Source organism: Kitasatospora sp. NPDC059577 (assembly GCF_042735475.1).
Lineage (GTDB): Bacteria > Actinomycetota > Actinomycetes > Streptomycetales > Streptomycetaceae > Kitasatospora.
Genome location: NZ_JBHWBZ010000020.1, coordinates 54,721 through 75,028, shown reverse-complemented (window position 1 = coordinate 75,028; position 20,308 = coordinate 54,721). Strand labels below are relative to the sequence as shown.

Annotated in this window: 17 protein-coding genes and 3 pseudogenes; 8 read left to right on the top strand and 12 right to left on the bottom strand. The window is 72.3% G+C overall.

All coding sequences use genetic code 11. The features are described 5' to 3' along the window. Positions 1–68 precede the first annotated feature (68 nt). Positions 69–2,210 carry an MMPL family transporter gene (locus ACFV0O_RS18195; protein WP_380342566.1) on the bottom strand — a complete coding sequence of 714 codons (2,142 nt, stop codon included), beginning with the start codon at positions 2,208–2,210 and terminating at the stop codon, positions 69–71. 255 nt (positions 2,211–2,465) lie between these two features. Here ACFV0O_RS18195 and ACFV0O_RS18190 point away from each other — a divergent pair, with 255 nt between their 5' ends. The 3 genes and pseudogenes from ACFV0O_RS18190 to ACFV0O_RS18180 form a co-directional block, all read left to right on the top strand. Next, positions 2,466–3,137, top strand: coding sequence for a TetR/AcrR family transcriptional regulator (locus tag ACFV0O_RS18190; protein WP_380342563.1), 672 nt, complete (start codon positions 2,466–2,468; stop codon positions 3,135–3,137). A 328-nt stretch (positions 3,138–3,465) separates the two neighbouring features. After that, entirely contained in the window at positions 3,466–5,946 is a 2,481-nt protein-coding gene (locus ACFV0O_RS18185) for an FHA domain-containing protein (RefSeq protein WP_380342561.1), read from the top strand. 175 nt (positions 5,947–6,121) lie between these two features. Further along, positions 6,122–6,537: pseudogene (locus ACFV0O_RS18180) on the top strand (peptide deformylase); the annotation flags it as partial. Positions 6,538–6,608: 71 nt separating this feature from the next. Here the strand turns inward: ACFV0O_RS18180 and ACFV0O_RS18175 are convergent. Next, positions 6,609–6,752 (bottom strand): annotated as a pseudogene (locus ACFV0O_RS18175) (transcriptional regulator); the annotation flags it as partial. A 1-nt stretch (position 6,753) separates the two neighbouring features. On the opposite strand from ACFV0O_RS18175, the pseudogene ACFV0O_RS18170 reads away from it, so the two are divergent. Continuing rightward, a pseudogene (locus ACFV0O_RS18170) lies at positions 6,754–7,095 on the top strand (SDR family NAD(P)-dependent oxidoreductase); the annotation flags it as partial. 284 nt (positions 7,096–7,379) lie between these two features. Here the strand turns inward: ACFV0O_RS18170 and ACFV0O_RS18165 are convergent. Continuing rightward, positions 7,380–8,255 (bottom strand): LysR family transcriptional regulator, encoded by an 876-nt coding sequence (locus ACFV0O_RS18165; protein WP_380342559.1) that lies wholly within the window; start codon positions 8,253–8,255, stop codon positions 7,380–7,382. A gap of 122 nt (positions 8,256–8,377) precedes the next feature. On the opposite strand from ACFV0O_RS18165, the gene ACFV0O_RS18160 reads away from it, so the two are divergent. Both ACFV0O_RS18160 and ACFV0O_RS18155 read left to right on the top strand, forming a co-directional pair. Beyond that, a complete protein-coding gene (locus tag ACFV0O_RS18160) occupies positions 8,378–9,376 on the top strand; it encodes an NADP-dependent oxidoreductase (protein WP_380342556.1) in 999 nt (332 codons plus the stop codon). Further along, the gene (locus ACFV0O_RS18155) at positions 9,373–9,555 is read left to right on the top strand and encodes a hypothetical protein (protein ID WP_380342554.1); all 183 of its coding nucleotides are present in this window, start codon (positions 9,373–9,375) and stop codon (positions 9,553–9,555) included. Before ACFV0O_RS18160 ends, ACFV0O_RS18155 begins: the two co-directional genes overlap by 4 nt. Before the next feature lie 124 nt (positions 9,556–9,679). On the opposite strand, the gene ACFV0O_RS18150 is transcribed toward ACFV0O_RS18155, so the two are convergent. Both ACFV0O_RS18150 and ACFV0O_RS18145 read right to left on the bottom strand, forming a co-directional pair. Continuing rightward, positions 9,680–10,276 (bottom strand): NADPH-dependent F420 reductase, encoded by a 597-nt coding sequence (locus tag ACFV0O_RS18150; protein WP_380342551.1) that lies wholly within the window; start codon positions 10,274–10,276, stop codon positions 9,680–9,682. 40 nt (positions 10,277–10,316) lie between these two features. Then, positions 10,317–11,135, bottom strand: a complete 819-nt coding sequence (locus tag ACFV0O_RS18145; RefSeq protein ID WP_380342549.1) for an inositol monophosphatase family protein — start codon at positions 11,133–11,135, stop codon at positions 10,317–10,319. Between the two features lie 138 nt (positions 11,136–11,273). Here ACFV0O_RS18145 and ACFV0O_RS18140 point away from each other — a divergent pair, with 138 nt between their 5' ends. Next, a complete protein-coding gene (locus ACFV0O_RS18140; protein WP_380342546.1) occupies positions 11,274–12,209 on the top strand; it encodes a LysR family transcriptional regulator in 936 nt (311 codons plus the stop codon). Positions 12,210–12,443: 234 nt separating this feature from the next. Here the strand turns inward: ACFV0O_RS18140 and ACFV0O_RS18135 are convergent, their stop codons facing one another. The 5 genes from ACFV0O_RS18135 to ACFV0O_RS18115 form a co-directional block, all read right to left on the bottom strand. Next, a complete protein-coding gene (locus ACFV0O_RS18135; RefSeq protein ID WP_380342543.1) occupies positions 12,444–12,938 on the bottom strand; it encodes a universal stress protein in 495 nt (164 codons plus the stop codon). 218 nt (positions 12,939–13,156) lie between these two features. Continuing rightward, positions 13,157–13,282: a hypothetical protein gene (locus tag ACFV0O_RS18130; RefSeq protein WP_380342540.1), complete on the bottom strand. Its 126-nt coding sequence runs from the start codon at positions 13,280–13,282 to the stop codon at positions 13,157–13,159. Positions 13,283–13,548: 266 nt separating this feature from the next. Continuing rightward, positions 13,549–13,995 (bottom strand): heme-binding protein, encoded by a 447-nt coding sequence (locus ACFV0O_RS18125; protein ID WP_380342538.1) that lies wholly within the window; start codon positions 13,993–13,995, stop codon positions 13,549–13,551. Between the two features lie 74 nt (positions 13,996–14,069). After that, complete coding sequence (locus ACFV0O_RS18120; RefSeq protein ID WP_376155677.1) at positions 14,070–14,390, bottom strand: NIPSNAP family protein; 321 nt, start codon at positions 14,388–14,390, stop codon at positions 14,070–14,072. Between the two features lie 30 nt (positions 14,391–14,420). Next, positions 14,421–15,386, bottom strand: coding sequence for an NADP-dependent oxidoreductase (locus tag ACFV0O_RS18115; protein ID WP_380342684.1), 966 nt, complete (start codon positions 15,384–15,386; stop codon positions 14,421–14,423). 126 nt (positions 15,387–15,512) lie between these two features. Between ACFV0O_RS18115 and ACFV0O_RS18110 the strand changes: the two genes are divergently transcribed. Next, positions 15,513–16,493 carry a GlxA family transcriptional regulator gene (locus ACFV0O_RS18110; RefSeq protein ID WP_380342535.1) on the top strand — a complete coding sequence of 327 codons (981 nt, stop codon included), beginning with the start codon at positions 15,513–15,515 and terminating at the stop codon, positions 16,491–16,493. Between the two features lie 446 nt (positions 16,494–16,939). Here the strand turns inward: ACFV0O_RS18110 and ACFV0O_RS18105 are convergent, their stop codons facing one another. Further along, entirely contained in the window at positions 16,940–17,344 is a 405-nt protein-coding gene (locus ACFV0O_RS18105) for a hypothetical protein (RefSeq protein WP_380342532.1), read from the bottom strand. Positions 17,345–17,401: 57 nt separating this feature from the next. Continuing rightward, a complete protein-coding gene (locus tag ACFV0O_RS18100; RefSeq protein WP_380342681.1) occupies positions 17,402–20,290 on the bottom strand; it encodes a BTAD domain-containing putative transcriptional regulator in 2,889 nt (962 codons plus the stop codon). Between the last annotated feature and the right edge of the window lie 18 nt (positions 20,291–20,308).

The window sequence follows — 20,308 nt, the reverse complement described above, 5'->3', positions numbered from 1 at the left end:
TCTCCCCACCCCCGCCGCCCGCGGCGCCCGGGGCCCCCCCCCCCGCGCCCCGCGGTCCGCTGGTGCCACTAGCCGACCACCGCCGGGGAGCGGGGTGCCTCGGGAGCGGGCACCGGCTGGTAGAGCTCGGTGTGCCCTTCGACGTGGAGGTGGGGCAGACGGCGGTCCAGCCAGGCGGGCAGCCACCAGTTGCCGCGGCCGAGCAGGTGCATCACGGCCGGTACCAGCAGAAGCCGGACCAGCGTGGCGTCGATCAGGATGGCCGACCCCATGCCGATGCCGATGACCTTGATCGGCAGGTCGGGCGCCGGGACGAAGGCCGCGAACACGGCGACCATGATGGCCGCCGCCGCGGTGATCACCCGCGCGGTGCCCGCCAGTCCGCTGACGATGGACTCCGCGTTGTCGTTGCTGCGGATCCAGGCCTCACGCATCCGACTCACCAGGAAGACCTCGTAGTCCATCGAGAGGCCGAACAGGACGGCGAAGGTCAGCACCGGCACGAAGGCCGGCAGCGGGGTGGGGCTGTCGATGCCGACCAACCGGCCGGCGGTGCCGCCTTCGAGGACGAGGGCGACCACGCCGTACGCGGCGCCGACGGAGAGCAGGTTCATCACAGCGGCCTTGAGGGCGACGGCGAGGCTGCGGAAGGCCACCAGGAGCAGGAGCATCGACACCGTGACCACGCCGCCGACGAGCAGCGGGATGCGGCGGGCGATGTTGTCGGTGCTGTCGATCGCGCTGGCGGTCGCCCCGCCGACGTGCACCCGGACGCCGGGGCCGACCGCACCCGGGATGACGTGATCACGGAGGTCGCGGACCAGGGTCTTGGTGGCGCTGGACTGTGGGCCGCTCTCCGGGACGACGGTGAGCAGCAGCGAGCGGCCGTCGGAGCCGGGCACCGGAGGGGTCACGGCCGTGACGCCGGGCGCCGCCTTCAGCGCGGTGGGCAGCGAGGCGGTCGCGTCGGCGGGGGTGCCCGGTGCCAACTCGGCGACCAGGACCAGCGGTCCGTTGCTGCCCGGTCCGAAGCCGGCGGCTACCGCGTCGTACGCCAGCCGGTTGGAGCGCCCGGCGGGGTCGTTGCCCGCGTCGGGGAAGCCGAAGCGCACGCCCAGGAACGGCGCCGCGAGCGCCAGCAGGACGACGACCCCGGTGACGGTACCGAGGACGCGGTGACGCTCGACGAGCCTGCTCCAGCGCAGCCAGCCGGCGCCCACCGAACTCTCGCCCCGGGTGGCGCGGCGCCGGGGCAGGGGCAGCCGGAGGCGCTCGATGTGTCGGCCGAGGTAGCCGAGCAGGGCGGGGAAGAGCGTGGCGGACGCGGCGATCACGACGAGCACGGAGAGGATCGCCGAGACCGCGGCGCCGCGCATGAACGACAGGCCCATCGCGAACAGCCCGAGCATGCTGACCACCACGGTCATTCCGGCGACCACGACCGCGCGGCCCGCGGTGTCCAGCGCGGCGACCGTGGCGGCCTCGGGGTCGAGCCCCTCGGCGCGCCACTCGCGGAACCGGGTGACCAGCAGCAGCGCGTAGTCGATGCCGACGCCGATGCCCAGCATCGCGGCGAGCGAGGTCGACCAGTCCGGGACCGGCATGATAGCGGCGAGGACCGGCAGCAGGGCGCTGCTGACCGCGAGCCCGCCGAGCGCGGTGAGCATCGGAAGGCCGGCGGCCACGACCGAGCCGAAGGTGATCACCAGGATCACGGCGGCGGCCGCGATGCCGATGCCCTCCGAGCCGATCGCGCCCTGCTCGGCCTGCTGGACCGCCATGCCGCCGAGGTGGACGCGCAGGCCGCCGTCGACGGGGCGGGCGAGGTCGAGCAGCCGCTGGGTGTCCGCCTTCGGCATGTCGGGGGCGACCGCGACGTCCAGGTGGATCTGCCCGAGGGCGGTGCGGCCGTCGGCCGACACCTTGCCGCGCGGGCCGTACGGGTCGTCGATGCCGCTGACGTGCGGCACCTCGGCCATCCGGGCGAGCAGGTCCTCGACCCGGTCGCGGGTGGCGGCGTCGGTCACACCGCCGTCGGAGGTCAGCACCAGGCTGATCGATTCACCGCCCAGCCCGGGAAAGTCCCGCGTCAGCAGCTGCTGGGCCTGCTTGGAGTCCGAGCCGGGCGCGGTGTAGTCGGCGCTGTACTTGGCGCCGAGGCCGGCCGCGAGGCCGAAGGCCGCGCCGGCGGCGAGCAGCCAGAGCAGCACCGTGCGGCCCCGGTTCCGGAAGCTCCAACCGGCTATTCGGCCGAGCGGGCCGGGCCTGTGTGACCCGCTCTCCCCGGCGGCTGTCCGCCGATCCCCGCGCAGTCCCTGGGACATGTGGTCCTCCGTGCGTCGTCAGGGGCTCCGCCCCCAGGCAAAGCGTTACGCTTCATAACGCGCCTTACGAGGCGTAACGTTTCCCTCGGCGGGTACGGATTGTCAACGCGGTGACTGGCGCAGTGAGCGGATGGAGATGCGATGACGGGTGGGTCGGCCGACGTTAGCGGAGGGCGGAGCCGCCGTGAGCGGCTGCGCGCCGACACGGTGGAGGAGATCAAGCGGGCGGCCCTGAGCCTGATCGTCGAGCGCGGCGCCGCGAACCTCCGATTCACCGACATCGCCCGCACCATGGGGATGACCCCACCCGCGCTGTACCGCTACTTCGCCGACCGGGACGAGCTGCTCACCGCCCTGGTCGCCGACTCGTACGACAGCCTGTCGGACGCGTTGACGGCGACCAGCGAGACCGTGCCGCCGGACGACCTGGACGGACGCTTCGTGGCCACCTGCATTGCCTACCGCACCTGGGCGCAGCGGAATCCGGAGCGCTTCGCCCTCATCTTCGGCTCCCCCGTGCCCGGGTACGCGGCCCCACCGGACGGACCGACCGTGGTGGCCGGCCGGCGGGCGATGGAGCACATGGCCGAACTCGTCGCCGACACGGCCGAACGCGGCCGGCTCGGCAGCCCGCTCGTGCCGGACGCGGCGGAGGCCCTGATGCTGGCCTGGGCCACCGTGCACGGCTTCGTCACCCTCGAAGCACACGGCCACTTCCACACGCTCGACCAGCACGCGCGGGACCGCCTCTTCGCAGTCCAGGCGGGCGTCGCCGCGCGCACCGCAGGCCTGTCGCCGGCCGCGGACCGGTAGTGCTCAGGGCCCGCACGGCAGACGGCCATGGCTTGGGCGGTGAGGACGGCACCATCCGCAACTCCCGCGCCTCGCCGACGTGCCGGCCGGTCCGGACCGGCCGGCGCGCAACGAACTGACATGAATCCCGGCCGGCCCGACGACCCGGTGCCCCTCGGTTCGGAGCACACGGCTGATCCCGGCCCGGAGGTGCCGTGCCCGGACGGCCGGCCCGTGCGGTAGCCGCGACGGTGGTGCCGGCCCGACCGGGGCGGTGCCTGCCCGGTGCCCGACGGGCCCCTCGACCAGCGGAAGCCCTCCGCGGGCCGGAGGGGCTATGGTCGAATACATGGGAGAGCGACAGGTCGCACCCATTGCGCCGGACCTGGTACTGACGACTGCCGGCGACTCGCGGGTGCTCACCCCGAGCCGCTCGTACCACGTCGGCCGCGACCCGGTCAGCGAGATCCCGCTCAGTGACCCCCGGGTGTCATGGCACCACGCAGTGCTGCACCTCGGCGACGGACACTGGATGCTGGACGATCTGGACAGCGACAACGGCACCTGGTCCGGAGGCCGCCGGATCTCGCGCCTCGATCTCGGTGACCTCGGCGCCGACAGTGTCATCCGGTTCGGCAGCCCCGGCGACGGCCCGGAGGTGGAGCTCACCGTGGCACCCCCACAGCAGTCCGCCGTCCCGCGTCCCACTGCGCTGACTGCGATCACCGGCTCGTACCGGCCGCCCACCAGCATCCATCCGCTGATCGCCCACACCCTGCGGATCGGCCGTGCACCCGACAACGACCTGGTCCTGGCCGACCTCGACGTTTCCCGCCACCACGCCGAACTGCACACCACCGCCGACGGCCGGTACGCGATCACCGATCTGCACAGCCACAACGGCACCTACCTCAACGGTCAACCGGTGGTGGAGGCCGTGATCGGCCCGGGAGACCTGCTGGGCATCGGCCACTCGGAGTTCTGCCTGGTCGACGGCGAACTCCAGGAGTTCGTCGACACCGGCGACATCACCCTCGACGTGGCCGACCTGGTGGTCACGGTCGGCGACGGCCGGCTGCTCGACGGGATCAGCTTCCCGGTCGGCCAGGACTGCCTGCTGGCGGTCACCGGTCCGAGCGGCTCGGGCAAGTCGACCCTGCTGAACGCGCTCACCGGGCTGCGGCCCGCCGACGGTGGCACGGTGCGTTACGACGGTCGCGACCTCTATCGCGACTACGCCGAACTGCGCCACCGGATCGGCTTGGTGCCGCAGGACGACATCCTGCACACTCAGCTGACCGTCCGGCGCGCGCTCGGCTACGCCGCCGAACTGCGCTTCCCCGGCGACACCGGGGCGGCCGAGCGGAACGCCCGGGTCGACGAGGTGATCGCCGAACTGGGCCTGGAGAAGCGGGCCGACCTGGTGGTCGCCAGCCTCTCCGGCGGCCAGCGCAAGCGGGTCAGTGTGGCGCTGGAACTGCTCACCAAGCCGTCGCTGCTCTTCCTCGACGAGCCGACCTCCGGCCTGGACCCGGGGATGGACCGCTCGGTGATGCAGATGCTCCGGGACCTGGCGGACGACGGTCGCACCGTCGTCGTGGTGACGCACAGCGTGCTGAGCCTCGATCTCTGTGACCGTCTGCTGATGCTCGCCCCGGGCGGTCGCACCGCGTACTACGGACCGCCCGGCGACGCTCTGGAGTACTTCGGGTGCTCGCAGTGGCCGCAAGCGTTCGAGAACTTCGAGACCCAGGAGGACCGCGACTGGATGGGCGAGTACCGGGCTTCGCCCGCGTACCGCCGGTACATCGACCCCATGGAACGGCCCCGAGCCCCGGTCGCGCCGTCGGGGCCGGGCGAGACGGACGTGGTGCCGCCACCGGGGGCGGCCGAGCGGAGCAGTGTGCCCGCTGCACCGTCCGGGCAGCGCAGCCTGAGGTCCCCGCGGCCCGCGCGACGCCGTGCCGGGCCCGTACCGGCCAAGCCGCCCCCTCAGCCGCAGCGCTGGGACCGCCAGTTGGGCACCCTGGTGCGCCGCTACACCGCCGCACTGGCCGCCGACCGCACCTTCGTGGTGATCATGATCGCGCTGCCGTTCGTGATGGGCGTGTTGGCCCGGGCGTTGGCCGGCGGCAAGCTCACCGACAGCAGTGTGTTCAGTGCGCTGCTGATCCTCTGCGTCGGCGGGGTGCTCACCGGTGCCGCCAACGCGGTCCGCGAGCTGGTCAAGGAGCGGGTGATCTACCGGCGGGAGCGCGCCGTCGGGCTCTCCCGATCGGCGTACCTCTGCTCGAAGGTGGTGGTGCTCGGCACGGTCACGGTGGTTCAGGCCGTGGTGCTCACCATGGTCGCGTTGGCGGGAGTGCGACTCAGACCCGAGGGCGGCAGCGGGGTCTTCCTGCCGCCGCTCGCCGAGATCGTCATCGTGATGGCGCTGCTCGCCTTCGCCGGAATGATGCTGGGACTGCTGGTCTCGGCGCTGGTCGGCAAGGAAGAGGCCACCATGCCGCTGCTGGTGCTGCTGGCCATCGTGCAGGTCGTCTTCACCGGCACCCAGCTGCGCCTGTACGGGGTGCCGGGACTCGAACAGCTCTCCTGGCTGGTGCCGTCCCGCTGGGCGATGGCGGCGATGGCCGCCACCGTCGATCTGCACGCCATCTCGCCCGGCAACAACCTGGCGGCCGATCCGCTGTTCCGGCACAGCGCGGGGGCCTGGCTGCTGAGCACCGGAATGCTGCTGGTGCTCAGCCTGGCCTACGGCCTGGTGGTCTACTGGCTCCTGCGGCGGACCGAGCCGGCGGTCATGCGCCGGGCCCGGAAGGCCGGCTGACCGACCCGCTCGTCAGCCGGACCGATCCGGGCACTGCGTCCGTCGGGTGTGGTGGTGGGGCAGTCAGCGGATGGTCGGCGGAGGTGAGCGTGCCGCCCCCGGCGAGCAGTTCGAGCAGCTCCTCGCGCACCGCGCAGTGCGGAAGCACCCCGGCGTCGTTCCGCAGATCTTCTTCATGTCCGAGACGCCCCTGAGCCGGCACACCTCCCGCAGCACGGTGAACCGCCGCGTCCGCGTCCAGGGCGAGCCGGTCGACTCCTACCCGGCGCTGCCGCCGGAGGCGCGGCGCTGGTCGGTGCGGCGGATCACCGAGGTCGGCGAGGAGATCCTGCAGCGGCGCTGCCGCGAGGTGACCGGCGCCGAGTTCGGCAGCCCGGACCTGTCCCGGCTGGTCGACGACATGTTCCGCACCATGCATGTCGCCGAAGGCGCGGGACTGGCCGCTTCGCCCGCTGCCTGCAGTACGAGACCGACCACCTCGAAGGGCAGCTCGACATGGACCGGCCGGCCAAACGCGATCGCAAGGACGCGCTCCGCCGGACCGCCGAACGCCGCGAGGCCGTCTTTGCCCGCCGCACCCGCCGCGCCCGCCGCACCCGCCGCGCCCGCCGCACCCGCCGCGCCGCCGAGCTCGACAGCCGAGCCGACCCGCTGCGGCGGTTTCACCCGACGCCCTCGCCGGCGACTTTCACCAGTGCCTGCGTGCCGATCACCGCCAGCAGCGCCAGCCGTTCGGCGTCCTCGGTGCCGGGTTCGGCCGTGTAGACCATGATCCGCAGATCGCTGCCCGCGACGCTGAGCACGTCGCTGCTGCAGCGCTCCGCCGCCCCCGTCGTCGTCAACCTCAGCAGCGGTCTGGCCTCGCTCACCCGCGTCACCACCGCCGACACCCCCACCTACGTGTACCCCGGCGTCGCCTACCCGGCCTCCAAGGCCGCCGTCAACATGGTCACCGTGCAGTACGCCAAGGCGTTCCCGAACATGCGCATCAACGCCGTCGAGCCCGGCTTCACCAAGACGGACCTCAACGGCAACACCGGCATCCAGACCGTCGAACAGGGTGCCGAGATCATCGTCCGCATGGCCAGCCTCACCCCGGACGGTCCCACCGGCACCTACACCGACGCCGAGGGCCCGCTGCCCTGGTAACCGACCGCCCACGACGGCGGCCCCGGCCGGCGACCACGTCCTCGCCCTGCAGGAGCGTGTGCTCAGCCCATCCTGGTCGAGGGGACGATCCGGCAGCGTCACCCGGCGGTTCGTCGGGGAACTCCATACCCCCGACGCCGGTCTCCGCCCGCCGAACCCCCGACCCGACGCGATTGTCTCGGCGACGGTCTGCTCCGGTGACGGTGTCCACGGCACCGGGTGGCCAGGTCCTTGCGCAGGATGCCCGCCTCCTGACCCTCGCGCTGTAGGAGAGGCGAGCCCGGTCAGGCTGCCGGGGCGGTCAGGACGGCCCCGGCCACCAGTCGGAGATTCCTGATCATCGGATTCGGGTCGCCCTTGCGGCTGACCAGGACGACCTGGCTGGAAGGAGCGCCCTCGATCGGGACGGTGACGAGGTCGGGGCGTAGTGAGCTACGCCGGTCGCCGACCGGTAGCACGGCGATCGCCCCGCCGCTCGCGACGAGTTCGAGCTTGTCCTCGTAGCTCTCGATCGGCGACAGGCCGGCCCCGAGGATCCGGTAGGAAGTCCAGTCCGTGGTCTCGAACGGGCATGGCGCCGCCTCCTCGTCGGCCAGTTCTTCCGCGGTCACCGACGGGCGGTCGGCCCAGGGATGGCCGCGCGGGACCACGAGCATCCGCGGCTCCTCGTACAGAGGGGTGGTGAAGACGTCGTCGGCGGCGAGCGGCAGCGGGGCCCGCGCGATCAGGGCGTCGACGCGCTTGTCGGACAGCACTCCTACGTCGCGGCAACTCAGGTGCCGGGTGGTGATCTCGGCGTCCGGGTAGCGGCGGCGCAGTTCCCGTACGGCGGCAGTGATCACCAGGTCTTCGACGTAGCCGATGGTGATTCGTTCGGTCTCGGCTTCTTCACGCACGGTCAGTTCGGCCTGCCGGGCGGCCTGCAGCAGGGCTTGGGCCCGGGGGAGGAACCTCTGGCCTGCCGGAGTGAGCCGGGTGCCCTGGGGTACGCGGTCCAGCAGTCGTGTGCCGAGATACTTTTCGAGCCGTTGGATCTGGCGGCTCAGTGCAGGCTGGGCCACGTGCAAGTCGGCGGCGGCCCGGCCGAAGTGCTGGTGCGCCGCGACCACGGTGAAGTAGCGCACCAACCGCAGTTCCAGGTCCTGTCCGAGATCGTTCACCCTTGCAGCGTACGCGTCATGCCGTTTCGGAATGAGCGGGTTGCCGGATCGGTCTTGGACGGCGACGCCGCGGTGGGCCTTGACTGAAGGAGCAACGTTTCCCCAGGAAGGCGACAGACGCGATGAAGGCGATCCGGTTCCATGAAGCGGGCGGACCCGAGGTTTTGCAGTACGACGAGGTGCCGGTTCCCGAGATCGGCCCGGGCGAGGTGCTCGTCCGGGTGCACGCAGCGGGCATCAACCCGCCGGACTGGTACCTGCGTGAGGGGATGAAGGTCATGCCGGCCGAGATGAGGCCGGCCCTGGAGTTCCCTCTGGTCCCCGGAACGGACATGTCGGGCGTGGTCCAGGCGGTCGCTCCGGACGTGTTGGGGTTCGCCGTCGGTGACGAGGTCTTCGGCATGCTGAGGTTCCCCGGATTCGACGGCCGGACCTACGCCGAGTACGTGGCCGCACCGGCTTCGGACCTGGCTCACAAGCCGGCCGGTATCGACCACGTGCAGGCGGCCGGGGCGCCGATGGCCGTGCTGACGGCCTGGCAGTACCTGGTGGATCTCGGCCACGACGTGCCGTCCGTCTTCACCGGTCGGGTGCACCAGCCGGTGCCGATCACGCCAGGGATGACCGTGCTGGTCAACGGGGCTGCCGGTGGAGTGGGTCACTTCGCGGTGCAGCTGGCGAAATGGAAGGGGGCACGCGTCATCGCGGTGGCCTCCGGGCGGCACGAGCAGTTCCTGCGCAAGCTCGGCGCCGATGAGTTCATCGACTACACCAGGACGCAGGCTGCGGACCTGGTCAGCGGTGTCGACCTGGTGATCGACGCCGTCGGTGGCCCGGACAGCTCACGTTTCCTGGCTGTGCTCAAGCGCGGCGGCACCATGCTTCCGGTGTTCTTCGCCCAGTACGATCCGGAAGAGACGGCGCGTCTGGGCATCACGGTCTCGACCATTCAGGTGCGTTCCAACGGCCCCCAGCTCGCCGAGATCGGGCGATTGTTCGACGAGGGCAAGCTGCAGGTCGGGGTGGACAGCACCTACCCGCTGCCCGAGGCGGGCAGCGCACACACGCGAGCCGCGCAGGGCCACATCCAGGGCAAGATCGTGCTGACGGTGGTCCCGTGATCGCCGAACTCCAGCAGGCGGTGGCGCACTACGCCCACGCCCTGGACGCGCTGAAGGTGCCCGCGCCGGAAGCGGTTCCGACCGAAGACACCATCTGGACCTTGACGATGCCCCGACAGGGAGTGCTCGGCCCGATCGCCGGACGAGCGGCGGTGCCCGACCCATCCGTTCGGAGGTGAATGGGGAGCGCCCGATCCGGCAAAGACCGGTGTGCACCTGCACGCGGATACCGGCCGGTCCAGCCGGAGCGAGCCGGCTGGACCGTTGGCCGACGAGCAGTGTCCAGCCGGCGCAGCTCGACAGTCAGCGGGCGATCGAGACCGCGAAGGGCGTGAATCCGGTGGATCGGATGACGTGCGGGACGAAGAGGATCGCGGCCTCCGTGGCGCGGGCAGTCCGGATCCCGCCGAGGTCGGTGATCCACTCCTTGTGCCAGCCGAGGTCGGTGAGCAGTCCGCGGACGGTCTGCTTGGCCTGCGGGTCCTCACCGGAGAGGAACGCGGTCGGTGTCTGGGTGAGCGCGGCCGGTGCGGTCATCACCGGGAAGAGCATGGTGTTGAGGGTCTTGACGACGTGGGTTTCGGGGAGCGCCTCCTGGAGTTGCTCGGCGAGGCTTGAGCCGGGGTAGATCAGATCGGCGGGCAGTCCGTCCGGTCCGTCAGTGGTGGCGTTGGAGACGTCGACGAGGATCTTGCCGCGCAGTTCCTCGCGCAGGGCGGCGAGTCGTTCCAGGGAGCCGGCGCCCGGGGTGGCGTTGATGACGATCCGGGCCGTGCGGGCGGCGTCGGCGGCGGCGCCCGGTGTGCGGTCCGCGACGGTCACCTCGTGCCCTGCGCGGGTGAGGGCGGCGGCCAGGTTGCCGCCGACGCGGCCGTTTCCGAGTACTGCGATCGTGGTCATGGTGATGGTGTCCTTTTGTGGGCGCGGTTGTGGTGCGCGGTCAGCGGGAGAGGGTGGCGACGGCCTCGGCGTGGATACCGGGTGCGGCAGCCAGGAAGCTTCCGCTCTGCGGGGTCCAGGGGCGGCCCTGGGCGTCGGAGATCCGTCCGCCGGCCTCGGTGACGAGCAGTGCGCCGGGCAGCAGGTCCGCGCGGGCGCCGGCGAACTGCCAGAAGGCGTCGATCCGGCCGGCGGCCACGTTCACCAGGTGCAGGGTCGCGGGTACGGCGGTGCGGACGACCAGCGCGTCGAAGAGCATCGCGGTGATCGAGGAGCCGACGCGTCGTACGACGTTCTCGTCCTCGTCGGGGCGGGCCTGGCTGGTGGCCACGATGCTCAGGCCGAGGTCCGCAGTGGGGGAGACGTGCAGCGGCCGGCCGTCGAGGTGGGCGCCCGCGCCGGTGAGCGCGGTGTAGGTCTCGCCGGTCAACGGCAGGTGGACGACGGTGAGCACCGGCTGGTTGTCGCGCACGAGGGTGGCGGTCACCGCCCACTCGGGCAGGGCGTGCAGGTGGTTGACGTTGCCTTCGGCCGGATCCACGACCCACCATTCGCCGGGCGGCAGCGCCCCGCCGTCCAGTTCGTCCTCCACCCAGTCGGCGTCCGGGCGCAGGCTCGTGAGGCGGGGGCGCAGGATGTCGAGGGCCATCTCGTCGTTGGCGGCCAGCGCGCGCATCAGCTCCTCGCGGTTCCGGTAGCGGACCACCTCGCCGAAGCGCTCGCGCAGTGCCGAACCGGCCTCGCGTACGGCGGCCGCGGTCCGGGCGAGCAGGTCGGCGTCCAAGGCGGTGACGTCAGTGGTCTGAAGCGTTTCGGGCATGGTGGAACTCCCGTCTGAGGAGGGGGGTGAGGCCGGTCGAGGGCCGAACTGTGCGTTGCTTCTTGCGCTTTCGCCTCAACGCTAGATAGCCCCGTAATTAACTTCAAGTGCATGTCAAGCACGGCTAGGATTACTCGCATGCAATTGGATTTGAACCTGCTCGCCGCGCTCGACGCGCTGCTGGAGGAGGGCAGTGTGGCCGGGGCGGCCGCGCGCCTGCATGTCACCGCCCCCGCGATGAGCCGGAGTCTGGGCCGGATCCGGCGCACGACCGGGGATCAGATCCTGGTGCGCACCGGCCGCACGATGACCCCGACGCCGTATGCGATCGCCGTCCGGGAACAGGTGCACGCGCTACTGCACCAGGTCCAGGAGGTCCTGGCCCCGAGCCGTGAACTCGATCTGGCAACGCTGGAGCGCACCTTCACACTCCGCTGGCACGATTCCCTGGTCGCCCTGAGCGGCCCCGCACTGCTCGCGGCCGTGCGCGAACAGGCGCCGGGCGTGCGATTGCGCTTCGTCGCGGAATCGAGCGTCGACACCCCCGAGTTGCGGCGCGGCGAGGTCGACCTGGAGGCCAACGCCAACCGTCCGAGCGCACCGGACATCCGTGCCGAGAAGGTGGGTGAGACCCGCCTCGTCATCGTCGTGAGGCACGGGCACCCCCTCACCCGTGTCAGGACCGTCACCGCAGAGCGGTACGCCACCGCTGAGCACGTCACCGCCTCGCGACGTGGAAACCTCGGCAACGCCCTCGACGACGCCCTCGCGCGGCTCGGCCTCACCCGCCGCGTCGTGGCCACCGCGCCCACGGAAGCGGCCGCGCTGGAGTTCGCACGCGGTTCCGATCTCCTGATCACCGTCCCCGAAGCCACCACGCGGTCCGCAGTCGCCGACCTCGGCCTGGTCGTGCTCCCCCTCCCGCTCGAACTGCCTTCGGCGCCGGTATACCTGTCGTGGCATCAGCGCTACGACACCGACCACGCCCACACCTGGCTGCGCGGCCTGGCACGAACCGCGCTGGCCGTATGCGGGGCGTCGCAGTCGGCGTCCTCCGACCGCTTTCGGGGCTGAGCGTGTCCGAAACACGCGATCGCTTACACGCCCGCCTGGCCGAGTACGGGCGGTGGAGTAGGGGCGTGAGCCCCCCGGAGGGGTGCGTGGACAGGGGTGCCGATCGACACCGTCCGACGAGCACGTGGTCGACGTCCGTGGTCCGTCGTGACCTGAAGACCGCCCCACAGGGCGCCGTCGGGGACCGTCCGAGCCTGTCCCGACGGCCGGGTCGATCGTTTCGGACATCGGCGCTCAGGAAGGTTCGGTGCCGGGTTCCGCCGGGACGACAACGACCGGGAGACGGGCGTGGTGGACGACCTCGGTACTGGTCGATCCGAGGGCGAGGCGTCCCCAGGCACCCGATCCCCGGGAGCCGACCACCAGCAGGCCGGCGTCCGTGCTGGCTTCGAGGAGGACCTGCGCCGGGCGGCCGGGTTCGCAGACGATCTCCACGTCCACGAACGGTGCGCCGAGCTGCTCCTGCAGTTCCCTGACGGAGTCGGCCACGGCCTGGGTGACGAGATCGCGCTGCTGGGGGACGGGGCCGCTGTCGGGGCCGGAGGAGACCGTCCATTCGAAGCCGGATCGCCGGGTCGGGGCGTACTCGTACGCGCAGACGGCCCGCAGACCGGTGGCGCGAAGTCGGGCCTCGCGGAGCGCGAAGGTGACGGCATTCCGGGCCTGGGGGGAACCGTCGGTGCCGACCACGATCGGGCTGACCGTGTGGCGGGCAGCGGGATCGGTCATGGGTGACCTCCAAGGATTCGGTGGCACGGAGTTGCGCGCGGCCGTCGCGACCCGTACGGCGGCGGGGTCCGATCGGCCGGCCGCCGCGGGGTGCACTTCCCAGCCTGCCCCTGTCCGTTCACGGGCACCATCGCAGTCCATGAGCCGCGTCCGGTCGGACACCGCCGGTGACCGGCCGTTCGGCGGGCCCCGACGTACCCTGGCGGCCGATTCCGCAGTCACGAGGGATCGGCGGTGCGCGGCCCGTGAGCGAGGACGCTGTCCTCGCTGTGCCGGTCGACAGCCCCGCCGCCTTCGCCGCCGTCCACCCCGTCCACGACGAGACCGGTTCCGGGGCGGCCCATGGGAGTGGGTATCGGGAGAGGATGGCGAGGGCTGTCGCGCCGGACAACCCGGCACAGTAGGCCGGGACTTGGGCGAGCAGGTACGTGGGACCGTGGTGCGCGGACCGGATGCCGAAGCAGGCGTCCATCGCGTCGACTTCGGCACCCGGGTCCGTACCCCGAAGGCTGCTTGGGCACCTTCACGGAGGACCGGCGAGCAGTCCGCAAGGCCGGCTGGTCAGGGCAGTCGGCTGCAGCCGTCAGTGGACCCACACTCCGGTGGTCGGTCAGGGACCGGGCAGCTCGAACCCGAGAGCGGCCAGGGCCTCCGCGGCGGCCTGTTGGTCCTGCTCGTAGCTGCCGCCGGAGATGCCCAGCCCTCCGATGCACCGGCCGTTCTCGGTGATCGGGTAGCCGCCGCCGACGGCTGTCAGGCGAGGGTGGCCGGTCAGTGGTGCGACCCGCGGGTTGGCGAGGTAGTCGTTCCACGTATGGGTGGGGATGTGGAACGAGGCCGCAGTCCAGGCCTTGTCGAACGCCACCTCGGCGGCGAGGAAGGGCGCGTCGTCGGCCCGGTCGAATGCCTTCAGATGGCCTCCCTGGTCGGTGACGGCGATGGCCGGCGTGAAGCCGATCCGGGCAGCGGCGGTGCGTACCGCCGCGATGAGTGCGCCGGCGGCGGCCTGGGTGACCGACGAGGCGGGGGCCGACTTCCGCAGTGTGTCGGGGCTCATCAAGGTTTCCTTCGCTGGGGTGGGGTGGGGTGGGGTGGGGGCGGTGGCGGTGGCGGGCAGCAGCCGCAGCCGGGTCACCGCAGGGGCGAAGCCGGGGTGGGGACCGCGTGGGTGACGACGGACTCCTCGGGGATCAGCAGGTCGTGGACGACCGGGCCGATCTCGTTCCTCCAGCGGTCGTGCTGGTAGACGGCCGCGTACAGGGCTTCGCTCCGGGCCTCGTCCTCGAAGCGGCGTATCCACACGTAGCCGTCCTCGTCCTGGGCGTCGACGAAGGAGGCGGTCACGTCCATGCCCAGCGAGGCCTGGAACGGGATGACCACGTCCTCCATGTAGCGCACCCACTCCTCGCGGCGTCCGGGCCGGGCCTGGTAGCGGCGGATCTCGTAGTACACGGTGCTCCTCCGAACTCCCCGAGGGGGCGGTCAGTCGGCGATGGTCAGGACGATCTTGCCGCGGGTGCGGCCGGCCTCGACGCGGGTGTGTGCCGTGCCGGCCCGCTCCAGCGGGAACGGTTCCTCCACCTCGACGTCGACTTCACCGGCGTCGATCAGGCCTGCGATCGTGGCCAGCGCCGCGCCGTCCGGCTCGACCAGGTACGGAGTGACCCGCACGCCGGCGGCCTCGGCGGCCTGGGCCAGCTCCGGGGAGACACCGGCGGGGACGGCCACCAGCAGGCCGCCCGGGCGCAGGACCTTCAGCGAGCGGGTGCTGGTCCGGTCATGTGCGTCGCCCACCAGGTCGATGACGACGTCGACGTCGTGGGCGACGTCCTCGAAGCGGGTGGTGGTGTAGTCGATGGTCTCGTCGGCGCCGAGTTCCTTGAGCCAGCGGTGGCGTGCGTCGCTGGCGACGGCGATCACGTGGGCGCCCAGGTGCCGGGCGAACTGGACCGCGAAGTGGCCCACTCCGCCGGCGGCGGCCGTGACCAGGACGCGCTGGCCGGCCTGCACACGGGCGGTGTCGACCACGGTCTGCCAGGCGGTCAGCGCCGCCAGCGGCACGGCGGCCGCGTGCGTGTGGTCGATGGTGGCCGGCTTGCGGGCCCACTGGCGGGCCGGAGCGGTCACGTACTCGGCGTAGGCGTTCGCGGCGCGCGGGAACCACGGCATCCCGTACACCTCGTCGCCGGGCGCGAGCGTGGTGACGCCGAAGCCGACCTCCTCGACGACGCCGGAGACGTCCCAGCCCAGGGTCAGTGGGAACGTCTGCAGTCCCGCCATGCCCTGCCCTTCGCGGGTCTTCCAGTCCACCGGGTTGACGCCGGCGGCGTGCACACGTACCAGCACCTCGGTCGGCAGCGGCTCGGGGCGCACGACCTCCTCGACGGTCAGCACCTCCGGCCCGCCGAACTCCCTGACGGTGACAGCCCGCATGGTGCGCTCGCTCATGTTGTCCTCGCTCATGTCCGTCCCGATCTCTTCCGTCGGAACCGCGGTCCCGACGGAAGAAAGACTGGCGTGTGCTCGCGGACGCGAGTGAGTGGCCGGGGAGCCACCTGTCGTACCATTCCGGCCATGCCGCATCGTGTTGCCGTTCTCGCCCTCGACGGAGTCCTGCCGCTGGACCTGGGCATCCCGGCCCGGGTGTTCAACGAGGCCTGTGAACCGGACGGGACCCGCCTGTACTCCGTCAGTACCTGCTCCCTCGGAGGCCGACCGGTCCGCACGCACGAGGACTACCGGATCGTCGTCGACCACGACGAGTCGGTGTTGGAGACCGCGGACACCGTCGTACTCGCCACGCAGGAGCCCGGCGAGCACCTGCTCGCGACCGGCACGCTCCCCGAGGAACTCGCTGCGGCTCTGGACCGGATAGGTCCGCGGACCCGCATCGTCAGCCTGTGCACCTCGGCCTTCCTGCTCGCGGCGGCCGGTCTGCTGGACGGTCGGCGAGCCACCACGCACTGGGCGCTGTGTGACGCGCTGGCACGGCTGTTCCCCGACGTCGAGGTCGATCCGGGCGTGCTGTTCGTCGACAACGGACGCATCCTGACGTCCGCCGGCGGAGCGGCCGGCATCGACCTGTGCCTGCACCTGGTCCGTCTGGATCACGGGGCGGCGGTGGCCTCGGCCGCCGCGCGGCGCTGCGTGGTGGCGCCGTGGCGCGAGGGCGGGCAGGCACAGTTCATCGAGCACCCGGTCCCGCAGGACACCGACTATTCCACTTCGGCGACGCGGCAGTGGGCAGTGGACCGGCTGGCCGAGCCGGTCACACTGGAGGACATGGCCCGGCACGCTCACATGAGCGTGCGCACCTTCACCCGGCGGTTCCGCAGCGAAGTGGGCTGCAGCCCGCTGAAGTGGCTGGCGCAGCGGCGGCTGGCGCACGCGCGCCTCCTGCTGGAGTCCACCGACCTGACCGTCGCGCGGGTCGCCGCTGCCTGCGGCTTCGGCGACGCCGTCGCCCTGCGCAAGCATTTCCACACGTATGTGGGCCTGTCACCACTGGCCTACCGTCGCGCTCACCGCGCACGGGAACCCATGACGGCACAGTGACCGCCCAGCCGCTGCAGCGAGCGCGTCCAGGCCGTCGTCTACGCCTACCGCCACGGCCTGGTCACCTGACCGGGAGTTCCGTCCGCGGCCCCGAGGCGAGGGTTCCGCTGTGCGAGGGCCGGAACTCGCTTGCGGCACGTGGCCCTGCCCGTCTCGGTGAGCACCGTCGGCCTCGTCTCCGGCCGTACCGCCGCCACCCGAACGGAGCCGCTCGGCGGCTCCCGTGGCCGGGTGGGCCGCCGTGCTCCCGTGGGGTCCCGCCTGTTCGCCGGGCTCGTGCCGACTCGTGCCTTCCCGTCGACGTCCGGCCGGCGCCACTGGCCGGCGGGGCCGGTGCGGGCCACCGAATGCCAGGGCGTCCCGCCCCCGTGAGTGTGGGGGGGGGGACGCGGTGCGGGCTCAGGGCCCACAGGGGTGGAGGGTGGCGTCACCGCACGCCCGGTGGCTCAGTACCAGAGGTCGGGGCTGAGCTGGTAGTCGTAGCCGCTGCCGGGCTGCCAGTACAAACGGGCCTCGGCCTTGTAGTTGTGGCCCGGGGTCGGGTTGGTGAGGGTGTAGGTGTAGGAGTACTGGCCGGAGTGGCAGGGGAACGAGGTCGAGAGCGCCTGGCTGCCGGTGGTGTAGTCCCAGATGATGATCTGCTCGGTGCAGTTGTTGCTGGCGAAGTTGGTGGTCACCTGCGCCGACACCTGGCCGCCGCCGGCGTTGATGCAGGTCTGCTTCCAGTCCGGGCCGGCGCAGCCGCCGCCGCTCGATGCCGAAGCCGTCCCGGCACCGGTCAGCGCGATCCCGCCGGCGAGCGCGGTGGTGGCCAGGCCCAGGACGACCCGACGGATTCCCTTGACGGACATGTGCATTCCCTCCCTCTTGGCCCGGTCGGGTTGACCGGGGCACGACATAAGGCTCGGTCATGACGATGGACATTCGATGAGCACGCCGAGCAGTTGCTCGGTCTCGGCCGCGTCGGCGTCGAGGTCCAGCCGCCGGAAGTGCTCAAGCGCCTGTCCGAGGCAGGCCCTGGCCCGGCTGCGGTGGCCCAGGTCGGCGAGGGCCTGGCCGAGGGCGCGCAGCACGGTGCCCTCCAGCATCCCGCCGACGCAGTGGGCCTGCGGAAGTGCCTCCTCCGCGGCCCGGACGGCGGCCGTCGGCCGCCCGGCCGTGAGGTGGATCCGGGCGATCAGGCCGCCGGTCGCGGCCTGGAAGACGGGCATGCCGAAGGAACGGAACCGGGCCAGGGCGCCTTCCGCCCGCTCCAGGGCCCGTGCGAGGTCGCCGCAGAGGTGGAGGATCCGGGCCAGGTGGTAGCTTCCGACGGACGAGGAGATGGACACCTCACCGCCGGTCAGCTCGGCACACCGCTCACCGGCCGCGCGGGCCCGGGCGAGGTGGCCGCTCCTGGCGTGGTTGTAGCCGAGCTCGCCGAGTGCGAGGCCCTCGGCGGTCTCGTCGTCGAGCTGCTGGAACAGCGACGACGCCTTTTCGAGAGGACCGATCGCCGCCTCGAAGTCGCCCAGCACCCGCGCATTCGCCCCGAGCAGTTGGAGGACTTTGGCACGTAGTCGGCGCAGCGCCGCCCCGGCGCACAGTGGCAGGCAGCGGCGGAGCTCCTGGCCCGCCGCCGCGTAGGAGCCGGCGTGGCAGAGCATGTTGCCGCGGACCGAGCGGGCGAGCACCTCGACGTCCCGTTCGCCGCGGGCAGTCGCCGCCTCGGCGACCCGGGCCGCCAGGTCGCCGACCGTGGTCACGTAGTCGCGGCCGAACAGGATCGAGCCCATCCTGTCCGTCAGGTCGGCGGCCTGGGCGAGCGGCAGGGCCGGGTCCTGGCAGGCCCGGCGGATCACCGCCTGGTGGAGGTCGGCCCGGTCGCGCAGCCAGGCGGTGGCGTCCTCCACCGTGTCGAATGACGTGCCGGGCACGGTGGTCTCCGCCGTGATCAGGCGGCGGCGGGTGTGCTCGACGCGGTGGGCGGTCGCCTCGGCGTTACGGGCAGTGGCCAGGCAGAAGGCGAGCAGCCGGGCGTACGCGGCCGAGACCTCTGCCGGGGCGTCCTCGCCGGCACAGCGCCGGCGGGCGAAGACCCGCAGCAGATCGTGGAGCCCGTACCGGTCGGCGGCGGGGGAGTTCAGCAGGTTCAGGTCGACCAGGGATTCCAGGAGCTCGCGGGTGCGCTCAGGGGAGCGGTCGAGCAGCGTTGCGGCCGGGCCCAGGTCGAGCACGGGCGTGTCCGGGAGGGCGAGCAGCCGGAGGGCGCGGGCCTGTTCGCTGTCGAGCCGGGCGTAGGAGAGTGCCAGGACGGGCTCGACCGACGTGTGGTGGTGGACGAGTTCGGCGAGTCGGGTCCGTTCGTCGGCCAGGGCGGAGGCCAGGCCGGCCAGGGACTGCGCGGGGTCGGCTGCGAGCCTGCAGCCGGCAACCCGTACGGCCAACGGCAGCAGGCCGCAGGCCGTGACGATCGCGGTGGCGGCCTCGGGCTCGGCCTCCGTCCGGGCGCGGCCGGCGACGGTGGCGAGCAGGTTCAGCGCCTCGGCCGGCTCCATCGCGTCGAGGTGGAGGTGGTGGGCGCCCGGGAGGCCGGTCAGCCAGACCCTGCTGGTGACCAGGACGGCGCAGGTCCGAGCGCCGGGCAGCAGCGGGGCGGTCTGCTCGGCGGAGGCCGCGTTGTCGAGCAGCACCAGCAGGCGGCGGCCGGCCACGGTGGTGCGGTAGAGCGCGGCGCGCTCGGCCGGGTCTGCCGGGATCTCCCGGTCCGCGACGCCGAGCGAGGCCAGCACCAGGCCGAGTGCCTCGGCCGGGTCGAGCGGGTCGGCCTGGGCGCCACGCAGGTCCAGGTGCAGTCGGCCGTCGGGGAACCGCTCGCGCAGGGCGTGGGCGACGTGCACGGCCAGGCTGGTCTTTCCGGAACCGCCGATTCCGTTGATCGCCGAGATGACCACGGCGCCCGGGTCGGGCCGGGTGAGCACGGTGGTCAGCTCTGCAGCAGCGCTCTGCCGGCCGGTGAAGTCGACCAGGGGAGCGGGAAGTTGTTCCGGTACCGGCGAGCTTCGGGAGTCCGTCCCCCGGTCGGGAACCGGCCGGTCGTGAGCTGCGGCCGAGCAGCCCACGGGGCGGGTCGCCGTGCCGAGGGTGGGGTCGGCGCGCCGAATCCGCGTGTGCAGCGCGTCGAGCTCCGGGCAGTCCAGCCCCTCGGCGTGGTAGTCGCGCCGGGCATCGGCGTACACGGCCCGCGCCTCGGCCGGGCGGTCCGCCAGGTGGTACTCCAGCATCAGCAGGGCGCGAAACCGCTCGCGGAACGGGTGGGCGAACACGGCTTGGTCGAGTTCGACCAGGCAGGACGGGTTGTCCCCCAGATCGACGTCGAGGGCGAGCTTCGCCTCCAGTGCCTCCACCCGGCGTTCGGTCAGGTGGCGGCGGAGATCGACGGCATGGCCGCCGGGCAGTCCGGCCAGCGGCTCGCCCTCGTGCAGGGCCAGCGCCCGGGCCAACAGGTCGCGGGCCCGCGGCCGGTCGGCGGCGGCGATCTCCGCCTGCGCGACGAGTCGGTCGAAGGCTACGGAGTCCAGTGACTCGGCGGGGACGTCGAGGCGGTAGCCGCCGTCGACGGTGACCAGGAGGTGTGCGGCGTGGTGGTCGCGCAGCGCGCGACGCAGCCGGTAGGCGTGGGTGGCCAGGACGGACTTGGGCCGGCTGGGCGGGTTGTCCTCGTCGAAGATGCCCTCGGCGAGGCGGGCGGCGGTCAGCGGTCGGCCCGGGTGGGCGAGCAGCATGGCGAGAAAGGCCTGCTGTTGGCTGCGGCCCAGGTCGAGGCGGCGGTCGTC

What these genes read in the sequence shown, in the direction of transcription:
- ACFV0O_RS18190 (WP_380342563.1), top strand. Translation starts at nt 2,466, where the DNA reads ATGACGGGTGGGTCGGCCGACGTTAGCGGAGGGCGGAGCCGCCGTGAG.
- ACFV0O_RS18185 (WP_380342561.1), top strand. Translation starts at nt 3,466, where the DNA reads ATGGGAGAGCGACAGGTCGCACCCATTGCGCCGGACCTGGTACTGACG.
- ACFV0O_RS18160 (WP_380342556.1), top strand. Translation starts at nt 8,378, where the DNA reads ATGAAGGCGATCCGGTTCCATGAAGCGGGCGGACCCGAGGTTTTGCAG.
- ACFV0O_RS18150 (WP_380342551.1), bottom strand. Translation starts at nt 10,276, where the DNA reads ATGACCACGATCGCAGTACTCGGAAACGGCCGCGTCGGCGGCAACCTG.
- ACFV0O_RS18145 (WP_380342549.1), bottom strand. Translation starts at nt 11,135, where the DNA reads ATGCCCGAAACGCTTCAGACCACTGACGTCACCGCCTTGGACGCCGAC.
- ACFV0O_RS18140 (WP_380342546.1), top strand. Translation starts at nt 11,274, where the DNA reads ATGCAATTGGATTTGAACCTGCTCGCCGCGCTCGACGCGCTGCTGGAG.
- ACFV0O_RS18135 (WP_380342543.1), bottom strand. Translation starts at nt 12,938, where the DNA reads ATGACCGATCCCGCTGCCCGCCACACGGTCAGCCCGATCGTGGTCGGC.
- ACFV0O_RS18130 (WP_380342540.1), bottom strand. Translation starts at nt 13,282, where the DNA reads ATGGGCCGCCCCGGAACCGGTCTCGTCGTGGACGGGGTGGACGGCGGC.
- ACFV0O_RS18125 (WP_380342538.1), bottom strand. Translation starts at nt 13,995, where the DNA reads ATGAGCCCCGACACACTGCGGAAGTCGGCCCCCGCCTCGTCGGTCACC.
- ACFV0O_RS18115 (WP_380342684.1), bottom strand. Translation starts at nt 15,386, where the DNA reads ATGAGCGAGCGCACCATGCGGGCTGTCACCGTCAGGGAGTTCGGCGGG.
- ACFV0O_RS18110 (WP_380342535.1), top strand. Translation starts at nt 15,513, where the DNA reads ATGCCGCATCGTGTTGCCGTTCTCGCCCTCGACGGAGTCCTGCCGCTG.
- ACFV0O_RS18105 (WP_380342532.1), bottom strand. Translation starts at nt 17,344, where the DNA reads ATGTCCGTCAAGGGAATCCGTCGGGTCGTCCTGGGCCTGGCCACCACC.